9 protein-coding genes are annotated in these 15,593 nt (G+C 40.8%); 7 read left to right on the top strand and 2 right to left on the bottom strand.

Annotated elements, in window-relative coordinates:
• Positions 1 to 60 precede the first annotated feature (60 nt).
• Positions 61 to 2,727, top strand: a complete 2,667-nt coding sequence (gene topA, locus L1267_RS07155) for a type I DNA topoisomerase (RefSeq protein WP_138558714.1) — start codon at positions 61 to 63, stop codon at positions 2,725 to 2,727.
• Between the two features lie 84 nt (positions 2,728 to 2,811).
• Here the strand turns inward: topA and L1267_RS07150 are convergent, their stop codons facing one another.
• Positions 2,812 to 3,054 carry a hypothetical protein gene (locus L1267_RS07150; RefSeq protein ID WP_135924959.1) on the bottom strand — a complete coding sequence of 81 codons (243 nt, stop codon included), beginning with the start codon at positions 3,052 to 3,054 and terminating at the stop codon, positions 2,812 to 2,814.
• Positions 3,055 to 3,292: 238 nt separating this feature from the next.
• On the opposite strand from L1267_RS07150, the gene L1267_RS07145 reads away from it, so the two are divergent.
• A complete protein-coding gene (locus L1267_RS07145; protein WP_135924956.1) occupies positions 3,293 to 3,841 on the top strand; it encodes a TIGR00645 family protein in 549 nt (182 codons plus the stop codon).
• A 60-nt stretch (positions 3,842 to 3,901) separates the two neighbouring features.
• Here the strand turns inward: L1267_RS07145 and L1267_RS07140 are convergent, their stop codons facing one another.
• Positions 3,902 to 5,527 (bottom strand): alpha-glucosidase family protein, encoded by a 1,626-nt coding sequence (locus tag L1267_RS07140; RefSeq protein ID WP_235382461.1) that lies wholly within the window; start codon positions 5,525 to 5,527, stop codon positions 3,902 to 3,904.
• Between the two features lie 675 nt (positions 5,528 to 6,202).
• Here L1267_RS07140 and L1267_RS07135 point away from each other — a divergent pair.
• The 5 genes from L1267_RS07135 to L1267_RS07115 all read left to right on the top strand — a co-directional run.
• Positions 6,203 to 8,992, top strand: a complete 2,790-nt coding sequence (locus L1267_RS07135; RefSeq protein ID WP_235382460.1) for a TonB-dependent receptor — start codon at positions 6,203 to 6,205, stop codon at positions 8,990 to 8,992.
• Between the two features lie 104 nt (positions 8,993 to 9,096).
• The gene (locus L1267_RS07130; protein ID WP_235382459.1) at positions 9,097 to 10,593 is read left to right on the top strand and encodes a tryptophan halogenase family protein; all 1,497 of its coding nucleotides are present in this window, start codon (positions 9,097 to 9,099) and stop codon (positions 10,591 to 10,593) included.
• A gap of 2 nt (positions 10,594 to 10,595) precedes the next feature.
• Positions 10,596 to 12,446, top strand: a complete 1,851-nt coding sequence (locus tag L1267_RS07125) for a glycoside hydrolase family 13 protein (protein ID WP_235382458.1) — start codon at positions 10,596 to 10,598, stop codon at positions 12,444 to 12,446.
• A gap of 94 nt (positions 12,447 to 12,540) precedes the next feature.
• A complete protein-coding gene (locus L1267_RS07120; RefSeq protein ID WP_442960555.1) occupies positions 12,541 to 14,415 on the top strand; it encodes an alpha-amylase family glycosyl hydrolase in 1,875 nt (624 codons plus the stop codon).
• Positions 14,408 to 15,593: MFS transporter (locus tag L1267_RS07115; protein ID WP_235382456.1), on the top strand; the 1,186-nt coding region annotated here is incomplete at its 3' end. The genes L1267_RS07120 and L1267_RS07115, both read left to right, overlap by 8 nt.

The raw sequence follows: 15,593 nt of genomic DNA, 5'->3' as shown, positions 1-15,593 counted from the left end.
GATGGATATACATTTATAAGGGCAAAAAACTTTAAAACTTTCGGTCAGAAATAGGCAACTATGGGCAAATCACTAGTAATTGTAGAGTCTCCGGCAAAGGCAAAAACAATTAACAAATACTTAGGAAAGGATTTTATCGTCAAGTCCAGTGTTGGGCATGTGCGTGATCTTCCAACTTCAGGTTCAGGCAAAACGAAAACAGCGGCGACCAAAACGCCTGCTGAAGTTCGTAAAATGTCACCAGAAGAAAAAGCTGCCTATAAAAAGCAACGAGATTATAAGAATCTTGTTGCCCGCATGGGGATAGACCCTGAAAAAGGTTGGGAACCACATTACGAAATACTGCCAGGCAAAGAAAAAGTTGTTCAAGAATTAAAAAAGCTTGCTGAAAACGCCGATAAAATCTATCTCGCAACCGATTTGGATAGAGAAGGGGAAGCAATTGCATGGCACCTCGAACAGATTATTGGTGGCGAGCCTGAAAAGTATAAGCGAGTTGTTTTTAACGAAATTACTAAAAATGCAATTCAACAAGCATTCGAAACACCGGGTGAACTAAACACTGATATGGTTTACGCACAACAAGCGCGTCGTTTTCTTGACCGTGTAGTGGGCTTTATGGTGTCTCCATTACTTTGGGCAAAAGTTGCTCGTGGTTTATCAGCCGGTCGTGTGCAATCTGTTGCGGTGCGTTTACTCGTTGAGCGTGAGCGTGAAATCAAAGCATTTATCCCTGAAGAGTTTTGGGATGTACACGCTGATGTTAAAAATAGTGAAGCTGCATTACGTTTAGAAGTTACGAAACACGCTGACAAAGCATTTAAGCCTGTTAATGAGGCGCAGGCAATGGCTGCGGTTACTGACCTAGAGAAAGCTCAGTACAAGGTTGTTAGCGTTGAAGAAAAGCCAAGCAAGAGTAAGCCTAGTGCACCATTCATTACCTCAACCATGCAACAGGCTGCTAGTACACGTTTAGGCTATGGTGTTAAAAAGACTATGATGCTGGCTCAACGCTTATATGAAGCGGGTCACATTACTTATATGCGTACCGACTCAACCAACTTATCAAAAGATGCGGTTGAAATGTGTCGTGATTACGTAACCGAGCAATTTGGTGAAAAGTATTTACCAAAAGCACCGATCAGTTACAGCTCTAAAGGCAATGCACAAGAGGCGCACGAGGCGATACGTCCATCAAGTGTCTCGGTATTATCAGGCCATTTAGATGGTGTTGAAGCCGATGCGAAAAAGCTCTACGAATTAATTTGGCGTCAGTTTGTTGCTTGTCAAATGGTACCTGCTGAATATGACCTAACAACTTTAACCGTAGGTGCGGGTGATTATCAGCTAAAAGCAAAAGGCCGTGTACTTCGCTTTGATGGTTGGACAAAAGTTCAGCCAGCTGTTCGTAAAAAGAATGAAGAAGATCAGTCATTACCAGCTGTAAAAGAGGGTGATGTACTAACGCTTGTTGAGTTAGATCCTAAGCAACACTTTACCAAGCCACCTGCGCGCTTTAGTGAAGCAAGCTTAGTTAAAGAGCTTGAAAAGCGTGGTATTGGTCGCCCTTCAACTTATGCATCAATTATCTCAACGATTCAGGACCGTGGTTATGTGCGCGTTGAAAACCGCCGTTTCTTCGCTGAAAAAATGGGTGAGATAGTTACTGACCGCTTAGTGGAAAATTTTGAAGATCTGATGAACTTTGATTTTACCGCTAAAATGGAAGGTCGTCTGGATGATATCGCAGAAGGTGAGCGCGTTTGGACACAAGTACTAGACAAATTTTACGCAGACTTTTCAACTCAGCTTGAAATTGCTTCAGGTGATGAAGAGCAAGGTGGTATGCGCCAAAATCAAATGGTTGAAACAGACATCGATTGTCCAACCTGTGGCCGTAAAATGGGGATTCGTACTGCGTCAACTGGTGTATTCTTAGGCTGTACAGGTTACAACCTGCCACCTAAAGAGCGTTGTACAACAACCATGAATTTGGTGCCTGGTGATGAAGCGATTGCCGCAGATGTTGAAGATGTTGAAACAGAATCACTAATGCAAATGAAGCGTTGCCCAATCTGTGAAACGGCAATGGATTCATACTTGATAGACGAAACACGTAAACTGCATGTCTGTGGTAATAACCCAGCCTGTAAGGGTTATATCGTTGAACAAGGTACCTTTAAAATTAAAGGCTACGATGGCCCAATTATCGAATGTGATAAATGTGGCTCAGATATGCAGTTAAAATCAGGCCGTTTTGGCAAGTATTTTGGCTGTAGTAATGAAGAGTGTAAGAATACGCGTAAATTACTCAAAAATGGTGAAGCTGCGCCACCGAAAGAAGATCCGGTTCATTTACCAGAACTAGAATGTGAAAAATCAGAAGCTTACTTTGTACTTCGTGATGGTGCTTCAGGTATTTTCTTGGCGGCGAATACTTTTCCTAAGTCTCGTGAAACTCGTGCACCTAAAGTTGAAGAGTTAAAACGTTTTAGAGATCGTATTTCTGAGAAGTTTTACTATTTAGCTGATGCGCCTACGCAAGACCCAGATGGCAACCCAGCAATTGTTCGTTATAGCCGTAAAAATAAAGAACAATATGTGATGAGTGAAGTCGATGGTAAAGCGACAGGTTGGACTGCTCACTACCAAAATGGCAAGTGGGTTGAAGAAAGTAAAAAGAAAGCGCCTGCAAAAAAGAAAACATCGACAAAAGCTAAGGAATAATTCCTTAGCTTTTCAAGGCAATAAAAAACCGGAGCGCACGTCTTTGTGTCATTCCGGTTTTTTTATATCTGGTTTAACGACAAATTAAATTTGTACGTCTTTTACTTTCTTAAAGCCTTCAGCTTCAAGCTCATCGTTCACACATTTTAGTACGTATGGCTTTAATTCTTCGTTGCTGATGTCATCATCTTTAGCCCAGTTTAAACACATCTCAGTGTATTCTTTGATCATTTCAGCTGATGCTTCAGGTGCTTCGTTAGCGATTGCGTTAGACGCTGACACGCTTAATACAGGTGCCAAAATTAGTGCTAGCAATGCTTTGTTCATTTAATTATTCCTAATCAACATAATTAATAATTACTGGCTTAAAGTGCTCAGTAAAGGTGCGCAAAGGGCATACCGCTTTGCTTAAGTGAATTTATAAACGAAATCTGTAAAAAAGATAACGAAATATTTTTATCGTAAAGATAAACAAAAAATAGTCACAGTAGTGCGCTGCAAATATAGAAATTACTAATAAAAACCGCGTATTATCAAACTAATATTTATGAGAGTGATTTTAGAAATGTCAGAACAGATTAATCAAACTAAAAACAAAAAAGTGCCTTCTACATTAGAGAGAGTCGTCGAAAAATTTATTTTTCGTTCTCGATGGCTGTTAGCGCCATTTTTTATAGGTTTATTAGTCGCTGTAGTCTTATTGTTGTTAAAGTTTTTCAAATATCTTTACAGCATGGCCTTAAATACGTTTTCGGCAACTAATCAAGAGTTATTGGTGGGAATATTAACTTTGGTTGATACCGCGCTTTTAGCTGGGCTTTTGCTTATCATTATTTTTAGTGGTTACGAAAACTTTGTTTCAAAGTTGAATATAGACAATCACGAAGACAGACCTGTATGGATGGGAAAGGTTGGTTTTTCAGGGCTTAAGATGAAATTAATAAGCGCCATTGTCGCTATCTCTGCTGTAGAGCTTTTAAAGGTGTTTATCAGCTCAAACAACCATTCAACGGATGAGTTACTTTGGAAGGTGTTAATTCATGTGACGTTTGTGGTGTCGGGAGTGTTATTTGCACTAACTGACTACATTAATAGTAAAACCATGAATCACTAATCGTGTTATTAGTAATAAAAAAGCCCTGCATTGCAGGGCTTGGTGTTTAACAACTGATAATTAATTCAGGGTTGCATAAAAGCAACCGAACCCGGGCAGAGTGACTGTATTATTGTTTAACTCAGCTGTGTGATGCGATAGCTCCGTATGCAGTGAAGACACTGTATCAGAGATTGTTAACTCGCTACTTTGTGCGCCTAAGTTGAATGCACACAGCATTTTGACGCCTTCAAAGGTTCTATAAAAAGCAAGTACAGGCTCTTGAGTGTTTAAAAACTCAATGTCGCCTTCTAACAGAACATTTTTATCTTTACGCCATGCCATAAATTCACGGTAGGCATTCAAAATCGAATTTTTGTCTTGATCTTGCGCATTAACAGCAACGGCTTTGTGAGCATTGCCTACAGGTAGCCATGGCTTAGCTGTTGAGAAGCCAGCCTGTTCAGTATCGCTTGCGTCCCATGGCATTGGAGTACGGCATCCATCACGGCCTTTAAAGTTTGGCCAGAAAGTAATGCCGTATGGGTCTTGTAAGTCTTCAAAAGCGACTTCAGCTTCACCTAAACCAAGCTCTTCACCTTGATACATACATACGCTGCCGCGTAATGAAGCAAGCAGGGCGGTCAGCATTTTACATTGCTGCGGATTGATCGTGTTATCTTTACTCCAGCGACTAGCAACACGTTCAACATCGTGGTTACTAAATGCCCAACATGGCCAGCCTTCAGTCATACGCTCTTCTAATGTACTCACAGTATTACGAATATATTCTGCACTGTAATCATTAGTAAGTAATTCAAAGCTATAACCCATGTGGAGTTTGTCACCACCTGATGTGTACTCAGCCATAGTAGCTAATGAGTCTTCTGATGAGATTTCACCTAAAGCAACCGTGCCAGGGTATTTATTTAATAGGGCACGAATGTCCTGCATAAAGCTTAAGTTTTCTGGTTGCGTATTATTGTAGTAGTGATACTGGAACGCATACGGGTTATCTTCGCTAAAGCCACGACCCTGACGCTTTTCAGGCGGCTTAGCAGGATTGTCACGTAATTGTGCATCGTGATAACAGAAATTGATCGCATCTAAGCGGAAACCATCAACACCTTTTTTAAGCCAAAACTCCACATTATCTAATACGGCTTTGCGAACTTCAGGATTATGGAAGTTTAAATCAGGCTGTTCTGCAAAGAAGTTATGCAAGTAATATTGACCACGACGCGGTTCCCATTGCCATGCTGGACCACCAAAAATAGATAACCAGTTATTTGGTTGTGTGCCATCCGGCTTCGCATCTGCCCAAACGTACCAGTCAGCTTTATCATTGGTTTTATCTTCACGACTATCGAGGAACCACTGATGTTGATCTGAGGTATGGCTCAATACCTGATCAATAATAATTTTAATATCACGTTGGTGAGCTTGTGCAATTAAATCATCAAAATCAGCAAGGTTACCAAAAATAGGGTCGATATCACGATAATCACTTATGTCATAACCAAAATCTTTCATTGGTGATTTAAAGAAAGGTGAAATCCAAATAGCATCAACACCCAAGCTCTTAATATAATCGATGCGATCAATGATACCTTTGATATCACCAATGCCATCGCCATTGGTGTCTTGGAAACTGCGCGGATAAACTTGATAGATAACCGCACCTTTATACCACTGCTTTTGAGCCATGTTTTTCTCCATCGTGACACTCAGTGTTTGTAAACTGTTGGGCAACTAACCAGATGTTGCCGGAATGTCAAAAGCATACGTGAAGGCTGGGATAGTGTAAAAACTCTGCATACGTATGCACGCTAAATTCATATTTTAATTACTGAAAAAATATCCGTCGTTGCACCAGTTCAATTGGCTATTTCATCTATGAAAAAATTTACCAATTGGCTTTGCTTGTTATTTGTAAAAACAATAAACCCCAGCTTGGTGCATAAAACAGTTGCTTCTGGCCAAAGTAGTGCAAATAAAATTTGGTAAGACCAATTTCCAGTTTGTCGAACTTTTTCTGTTTATTAACATTGCTTCTTTTGCTAACACCCTGTTGAGGAGGCTTTTGTGTTTCTACTGGAGAGTTAAGGTTCAAAATTATGGCGAAAATGTTTCATTCTTATTAAATTGTGCTGGCATCATACTAAAGTTAACAATTACAATGGGTTAAGTCTTTATTGTGTAAATGTATTGTTAATTTTTGAATGGTTGAACTACGCTGAATACGTATGCATAAATTTGTTAAGGAAATAATCTCGGCGTTAATATTCATTCCGACAACAAAATCAGTCAACGACTTCAGCTATTAGATAATAAATATCTGCATCGCGTTGGCATTACAATTTGGGTAATGGGAAAAGCATCATGTCTATGTTCAAACCAAGTATATTAACTCTGGCTTTAACAGCCGCAGGTTTAAATAGCTTTGTAGCGTATGCTGCAGAAGAAGACCAAAAAGCAAAAAACGATAACGTTGAAGTTATCGAAGTAAAAGGTTTTCGTGGCAGTGTTGTAGAATCTATTAATACTAAACGCTTCACTCCTGAAGTTGTTGAGTCAATCTCAGCAGAAGATATCGGTAAGCTACCAGATTCATCAATTGCAGAATCAATTGCACGCCTTCCTGGTTTAACTGCTCAACGTCTAGATGGTCGAGCTAGCCGCGTAAGTGTTCGTGGTTTCAGTGAAAACGAAAGTGCTACTACTTTTAATGGCCGTGAGCAAGTATCAATCGGTGACAACCGTGGCGTAGAATTTGACCTTTACCCATCAGAAATTATGAGTGGCGTAACGGTATATAAAACACCAAGCGCTAGTATTGATGCAGAAGGTATTGCTGGCGTAATCGACATGCAAACTGTTAAACCTTTAAGCAAAGGTGAGCAAGTTATCATGTTCAATGGCCAATATGAGCAAACTGGTTTTGATAAATTAAACCCAGACGGTGACGATAAAGGTTTCCGCGGTACTGTTTCATACATTGATCAGTTTGCAGATGACACAATTGGTGTTGCATTTGCTTACAATACAATGAGCTCACCTAACCAAGAAAAACGTTGGAATTCATGGGGCTACCCTGAGTTTACCGGTGGAGATGGTAACACTTATTCAATTCTAGGTGGTGCTAAACCATTCGTACGTTCATCGACTCTTGAGCGTGACACAGCGATGCTTGTTATTGAAGCTGCGCCGACAGATCGTCTTAACATGACATTCGATGCCTTATACGTTGATTTTTCGGATGAAAAAATCTTACGTGGTATTGAAGTGCCATTTGCTTGGGGCCAAGGTTCAATCGACCCAAGCTCAGCTGTAATTGATGCTGACTCTGGTTTTATCACAAGTGCAGTAACTGAAGGTCAACGTGTTGTTGTTCGTAACGACTACGAAGAGCGTAACGCTGAGCTAACTCAGTTTGGTTTTAATGCAAAATACGACATCAGTGATGACTGGTCAGTAGAATTTGACGTAAGCCGTTCTGAAGTTGAACGTCAAATCTGGAGTATCGAAAGCTACTCAGGTACAGGTCGTGGTGACGCAAATGGTGTTGCTGATACGATTGGTTACGAGTTTGACGGTGGTAACACTGGCGCGCAATTCAGCCACAACCTTGATTACAGCGACTACGACTTAATCCAACTTGGTGGCCCATTATCTTGGGGTGCAAGTGCTGCACTTAACGATAAGTATGGTTTAACAGGTACTGAATACCAAAATACAGCGCAAGATGGCTTTATCAACGCGCCAGAAATCAATGATGAATTAAGCACATTAAAACTTGCTGCAAGCAAAGTACTTGATAACGCTTACATCAGCCGTGTGTCATTTGGTATGTCTTACCGTGACCGTGAAAAGAGCAAAGTGTCTGAAGGTTACTTCATGACATTAAAAGATTTCTCTTTATCAAATCCAGGTATGTTATCAATCCCTGAGCAATACCGTTTAGGTACAGCGAGCCTTGACTTCATTGGTATGGGCAACATGGTTGCATACGATACCAACGGTTTAGTAAACGACGGTTATTATAACCTTCTTCAAGAAAGCTTAACTGATTCAAAACACAAGACACAATCTTGGACTGTACAAGAAGAAGTAACAGCGTTTTTTGCTCAAGCTGACATTAATGCTGAAATTGGTTCAATCCCTGTAACAGGTAACGTTGGTGTTCGTTATGTGAAAACTGAACAGTCTTCACAAGGCTTTGCCGCTAACACAGTGAATGGTTTAGTTGTTGTATCACCAACTGATGTAAGCCACGATTACAGCCACTTCTTACCAAGCATCAATTTATCGTTTGCAATTGATGAAGAGCAAACTGTACGTTTTGGCGCGGCGAAAACGATTTCTCGTGCTCGCTTAGATGAAATGAACTCATCAGTTAATGCTTCTTACAATCAACAACCTGATGAAAATGGTAACTACTGGAGTGTATCAGGTGGTAACCCTGAACTTGAACCAAAAGAAGCTACAGGTTTTGATGTAAGCTACGAAAACTACTTCCATGAAGAAGGTTACTTTGCAGCTGCTGTATTCTATAAAGATATCACTCAGTGGATTTTCGATGGTACTTATGAAATCGACATGAGTGGTGTAGCTGACCCGTCTACCGGTGAAATCCCTGCAACTTCAACCGGTACTGGTTCTGGTAAAGTAAATGGTGGTTCTGGTGACCTATGGGGTTATGAGCTTTCATTAACACTACCGTTCACTATGTTCAGTGAATCACTAGACGGTTTTGGTTTAATCGCAAGCCATACAGGTGTTGAGCAAGACTTAACTGACCAAAATGGTAACGAATATGAGCTACCTGGTTTATCTGACCAAATCGATAGCTTAACAGTTTACTTTGAGCGTAACGGATTCCAAGCACGTACAAGCATGCGTAAACGTAGTGACTTTAAAGGTGACGTATACGGTTTAGGTTTTGCTACTACACAAGTTGATATTAAAGGCGAAACAATTTGGGATGCACAAATTGGTTATGACTTTAGTGAAGGCGGTGTAGAGAGTCTTGACGGTTTATCTGTAACTTTCCAAGTTCAGAACATCACAGAAGAGCCGTTCACATCACTACAAGGTGATAACTCACTTCAAGTACGTGATTATCAAGACTACGGTCGTACATTCCTGTTAGGCTTCAGCTACAAGCTGTAATGAGCTAAACAGAGATATGAAATTGCCCTTGTGATTTGTTTTACAAGGGCTTTTTTATATCAGTGAGCTACACTCAATGAATTGAAATTGGCGTTAGGTGTACTATGGAATCAAAAAAAATAACCAAAGTAGTGATTGCTGGCGGTGGTACCGCAGGGTGGATAACTGCAGCATTACTCAATAAAGTGCTGGGTAAAGTGCTTGATATAACCCTGATAGAGTCAGCAGAAATTGGCACTGTCGGTGTAGGCGAGGCCAGTATTCCACCTATTTTGCATCTAAATGGTGCGCTAGGTATAACCGAAAAAGAATTTATTAAGGCCACTGGCGCAACGATTAAACTGGGTATTGAGTTTGAAAATTGGCGCAGTCAAGGTCACAGCTATATGCACGCCTTTGGTGAGATTGGTAAAGACTTCCCGTTTTGTGAGTTTTACCACTTTTGGTTAAAAGCAAATCAAGCTAATAATGCACCTGATTTTTGGGATTTTTCACTTAACTACCAAGCTGCCAAAGCACATAAATTTGCCCACCTTAAACAAATACCAAATACTCAGTTAGCGGGCTTACATTATGCCTATCATTTTGATGCCACACGATACGGCGAGTTCTTAAAAGAATTAGCACAATCACGGGGCGTAAAACGGATTGAAGGCAAAATTGAATCGGTTAATCAATGTCACCAAAGCGGGCATATTACCTCTTTATTGCTTAAAAATGGCGAGCAAATAGACGGCGACTTATTTATTGATTGCACAGGTTTACGTGCATTATTAATAGAGCAAACACTTAATGCAGGCTTTGAGGATTGGTCACATTGGTTACCTTGTGATAGTGCTGTTGCAGTGCAAAGTGAATCAGCTAACGATGCAATTCCATATACACGTTCAATTGCAAGAGACTCGGGTTGGCAGTGGCAAATTCCATTACAGCATCGTGTAGGCAACGGCCTTGTCTATTCTTCTCGTTTCTTATCAGACGAAGCGGCAAAGCAACAGCTCTTGGATAACTTACCTGCTAAAGCACTGACAGAGCCCCGCGTTATTAAATTTAAAACAGGCCGCCGTTTAAAGCAGTGGCATAAAAATGTGGTATCGGTTGGCTTATCGAGCGGGTTTTTAGAGCCATTGGAATCGACCAGTATTCATTTAATTCAAAGTGCAGCAATTCGTTTAATTAAGTTTTTTCCTCATCAAGGTATTAAACAAAGCCTTGTGGATGAATTTAATCAACAAAGTAAAACAGAATTTGAGCGAATTCGTGACTTTATTATTCTTCATTACAAGATTACTGAGCGTGATGACAGTGCGTTTTGGCGTTTTTGTAAAGGCATGGATATTCCAAGTAGTCTTAAAAAGAAAATTGAGCTATTTAAAACCAGTGGCAAGCTCGTAAGAGAAGACGATGAGCTATTTGCCGAAGTTGCATGGCAACAAGTGATGATAGGGCAAGGTCTTATTGCAGAAGATCACCATCCATTAACTAATGCGTTATCAGATGAGCAGTTAAATGAGCTATTTAGTAATTTAAAAACCCTGATTAATAGCACTGTAGAGCAACTGCCAAGCCACAGTCAATTCTTAGAAAAAGTACAAAATTAACTATGAAAACAACACGAACATTTTTAGCGTTAACGACCGCATTTACGCTTTTCAACTCGACAGCCAGCTTTGCAATTACTGCGTCACCAGAAAACTGGTGGGTAGGAATGCAAAATGACTCGTTACAAGTCATGCTTTACGATAACAATATTGCTAGCAAAACGTGGCAAATGATGCCTTATAAAGGTGTTGAGTTTAAAGGGGTGACAACAACGAATAACCCTAACTACGCGTTTTTAGATTTAACCATTAGCGATAATGCAAAGGCAGGAATACTAACCTTTAAAGCTGAAGATGGCACAGAATTTACTTACCCGTTAAATGCCCGTGATAAACAAAGTGCCAATCGTCATGGCTTTACAAATAAAGATACGCTTTATTTAATCAATCCTGATCGCTTTGTAAATGGTGATCCAAGCAATGACACCGTTGCTGGTATGAAGGAGGCTGCAAACCCAAGCTTTAAAGGTGGCCGACATGGCGGTGATATTCAAGGTGTTATTAATAGCCTAGATTATCTTGAGGACTTAGGTGTGACGCAACTTTGGTTAACACCGGTGCTTGAAAATGACATGCCAAGTTACTCTTATCATGGTTATGCCATTACTGACTTTTATAAAGTTGATCCGCGTATGGGTAGTAATGCACTTTACAAAACCTTATCAGCAGAAGCGAAAGAGCATGGCATCGGCTTAGTGATGGACATGGTACTTAACCACTTTGGTTCATCGCATCAGTGGATGGCTGATATGCCAACAGCAGATTGGGTTAACTTTGATGGCAAGTTTGAAAACGGCAAAAATGCCACAAGTCACGCCAGACAAACAATTCAAGACCCACATGCGAGCCAATACGATAAACGTCAATTTAATGATGGTTGGTTTGTTGAGTCTATGCCTGATTTAAATCAGCGTCAGCCGTTACTGTCTACTTATTTGATTCAAAATGCCATTTGGTGGATTGAATACGCCAACTTAAGCGGCATTCGTGTTGATACCTATTCATACTCAGATAAAGCATTTTTAGCCGATTGGACTAAAGCCATTATGACCGAGTATCCGAACTTTAATATTGTTGGTGAAGAGTGGACAACCAACCCAGCAATTGCTTCTTATTGGCAGCGCGGCAAAGTAAATCAAGATGGTTATACCTCTGACTTACCGAGTGTGATGGACTTTTCATTACAAGAAGCGCTGATCCAAGCACTCAACGAAGAAGAAAGCTGGAATACAGGTTGGGTAAAAGTGTATCAATCGCTAGCGAATGACTTTTTATATGCTGATACAGATAACATTTTAGTTTTTGCTGATAATCATGACATGAGCCGTGTTTACACTGAGCTTGGTCAAGACCTAGCAAAAACAAAATTAGCCATGACGCTACTGTTAACGACTCGCGGTATTCCACAAATTTATTACGGCACAGAACTGTTACTTGATAACACGCCAAGTAATGACCACGGTGATATTCGCATTGACTTCCCGGGTGGGTTTCATGGTCAAAAAGCGAATGCCTTCACAGGCGAAGGACTTTCAGCTGATCAGCAAGAGATGTTAACTAGCATTAAAAAGCTGCTTCGACTGCGCCAAGAAAAACCAGCGCTAAGCGAAGGCCGTTTAATGCATTTTTCACCGAAGCAAGGCGTGTATAGCTATGTGAGAGAACACAATGAGCAAACTGTATTAGTTATTCTTAACAAAAACCAACAAGCCATTGATTGGGACTTAAGCTACATGCAAGAAGTGCTGAAAGGCAACAATAAAGGACGTGATTTAATCAGCGAAAAACCTGTTGATCTTGCAGCGCCAATCCGCTTAAAAGCTATGCAAGCACGCTTAATCGAGCTTGAATAATTGCAACTAATAAGCTGAATACGTATGCATTTACTGTCCGTATGCAGCCCTTAACATTAGTATGAACTGATATTTACAGAAAAATGAAGTAATGATGACAACATACAAACTAACTGCGCTAGTAGTGGCTTCGGTTTTAGGTTTAACTGCCTGTGGTAACGATGCGCCAGTACAGCAGAACACGCAAAAGCAACAATCAGAATCTAGCCAAGCAGCTATCTCTAAGCCTGTGGTTTATCAAGTATTCACTCGATTATTTGGTAACACAAACACCACGAATAAACCGTGGGGCACATTAGAAGAAAATGGGGTAGGCAAATTCGCTGATTTTAATGATGCAGCATTACAAGGTATTAAAGAGCTAGGCACGACACATGTTTGGTATACCGGTGTGCCGCGTCATGCATTAGTAACTGATTATACTGAATACGGTTTGTCTCAAGATGACCCTGATGTTGTAAAAGGGCGTGCAGGCTCGCCTTATGCGGTGAAAGATTATTACGATGTTAATCCTGATTTAGCAATTAACCCTGAGCGCCGCTTAGAGGAGTTTGTTGAGCTTATCAATCGTACTCATGAGCACGGTATGAAAGTTGTTATTGATATTGTGCCAAATCATGTAGCGCGTAACTACGAGTCGGTTGCCAAGCCTGAAGGTGTTAAAGATTTCGGCGCTGATGATGACACGACGAAAACCTATGCTCGCGATAATAATTTTTATTATGTAACAGGGCAGTCATTTCAAGTGCCAACAAGCGATAGCTACCAAGTATTAGGTGGCAACCCGCATCCACTTGCAGATAATCAGTTTGATGAAACACCTGCAAAATGGACGGGAAATGGGGCACGCGCTGCTAAACCCGACATCAATGATTGGTACGAAACAGTTAAAATCAATTACGGAGTGAAACCAGACGGCAGCTACGATTTCCCAACGCTACCAGCTGATTACGCTGAAAAAGATTACCGTGCGCACTATGCCTTTTGGCAGGATAAAGAGCTGCCAAATAGCTGGTATAAATTCCGCGATATCGCACTATATTGGTTAGATAAAGGTGTTGATGGTTTCCGTTATGACATGGCAGAAATGGTGCCTGTTGAGTTTTGGAGCTTTTTAAACTCATCAATCAAAATGCAAAAAAGTGATGCCTTTATTCTGGCAGAGGTTTATAACCCAACACTTTATCGCCCTTATATTCAGCAGGGTAAGATGGATTATCTGTACGACAAAGTCGGCTTTTACGACACAGTTAAAGCTGTGATGCAAGGTAAACAACCAGCAGAAACTATTTTTGAAATCCAAAGCCAAGTGGCTGATATTGAAGAGCACATGCTGCATTTTTTAGAAAACCATGATGAGCAACGCATTGCTAGCCCGGATTTCGCTGGTAGCAGTGAAAAAGGTAAGCCAGCTATGGTGGTTTCTACATTAATGTCGCGTTCGCCAACCTTACTTTATTTTGGTCAAGCTGTTGGTGAAGATGGCTCTGAAGACGGTGGTTTTGGTGACCCAACGCGTACAAGTATCTTCGACTACATGGGTGTACCTGCACATCAAGCGTGGATGAATAATGGTAAATTCGATGGCGGTGCGCTTTCAAAGCAGCAAGCTGATCTTCGCGCTTACTACACGAAGTTAATGTCATTAAACACACTTCCTGCAATTGTTGGCGGTGACATGCAAGCGGTTGAATTGACTGGCTCAGAGCAAGTAATTGCCTTTACGCGTAAGCTAGGTCAACAGCTGGTGCTTGTAGTAAGTAACTTTTCAGAAAATCCACAGAATGTTGAGCTTACTCTTAACCAAGCGTTATTACCTAAACTTAACCACAGTGGTTTAACGTTAACTGACAATCTAGAAAATCATGCCGACATTGTGATTTCTGAGGCAGCATCGAAGGCGCCAATTCAATTACAACTAAACGGCTTAAGCAGTGCAGTATTTACCTTAAAGGCTGACTATGAATAATAACAAACCAACGCTAAGCTTTTGGCAAATATGGAATATGTGTTTTGGATTCCTTGGCATCCAATTTGGCTTTGCATTACAAAACGGTAATGTGAGTCGTATATTTCAAACTTTAGGTGCCAATGTTGATGACATTCCAATCCTTTGGGTTGCAGCGCCGCTTACAGGTCTTATCGTACAACCTATCATTGGTTACTGGAGCGATAAAACATGGAATAAGTTAGGTCGCCGTCGTCCGTTCTTTTTCTATGGGGCTATTTTAACGACGTTATCGTTATTCATAATGCCTAACTCACCAAGCCTGTGGATTGCGGCGGGTATGTTATGGATCATGGATGCGTCAATTAACGTGACTATGGAACCTTTCCGTGCACTTGTCAGTGATAATCTGCCGAAAAAACAACGTGCAACTGGTTATGCAATGCAAAGCTTCTTCATTGGTATCGGTGCGGTTGTCGCGTCTGCTTTACCTTGGATGATGACTAACTGGTTCGATATTGCTAATACAGCACCTGCTGGGCAAATCCCGGATTCTGTAAAATTCTCGTTTTATTTTGGTGCCGTTGTTTTAATTATTGCTGTGTTTTGGACCGTCTTTACAACTAAAGAATATTCACCTGAAGAGCTTGAAAGCTTTCATGAACAAGAGCAAAGCGATGACTCGGCTGATGTTCAAAGTGATGTCAACTTTAACAAAGGCGCTGCAATCTTTACGGTGCTTGGCCTTGTTGTACTTGGTATCGTTACCGGTCTTTCTCTTGAGAAAGAGCTGTATTTGCTTGCAGGTGGTTTGATTAGCTTTGGTGTTATTCAATTTATTGCCGGTGCTTTAAAAGCTAAAAACGCAACCAGTGGTGGCTTTTATCAAGTTGTGAATGATGTATTCACTATGCCAGAAACGATGAAACAATTGGCTTGGGTACAATTTTTTAGCTGGTTCTCATTGTTTGCAATGTGGATTTATACCACCTCGGCAGTAACTAGCTTCCACTACGGCAGCAGTGACACAAGCTCTCTTGCTTACAACAACGGTGCTGACTGGGTTGGTGTATTATTTGCCGCTTATAACGGTTTTGCAGCTATTGCAGCACTGTGTATTCCAATAATCGTTAAAAAAGTAGGGCTAAAAATAGCTCACGCTATCAACCTAGTGTTAGGTGCATTGGGCTTGGTGAGCT

The organism is Pseudoalteromonas sp. OFAV1 (assembly GCF_021532595.1).
GTDB lineage: Bacteria > Pseudomonadota > Gammaproteobacteria > Enterobacterales > Alteromonadaceae > Pseudoalteromonas > Pseudoalteromonas lipolytica_C.
The sequence above is the reverse complement of the archived record's forward strand: the minus strand, read 5'-3'. Positions and strand labels throughout refer to the sequence as shown.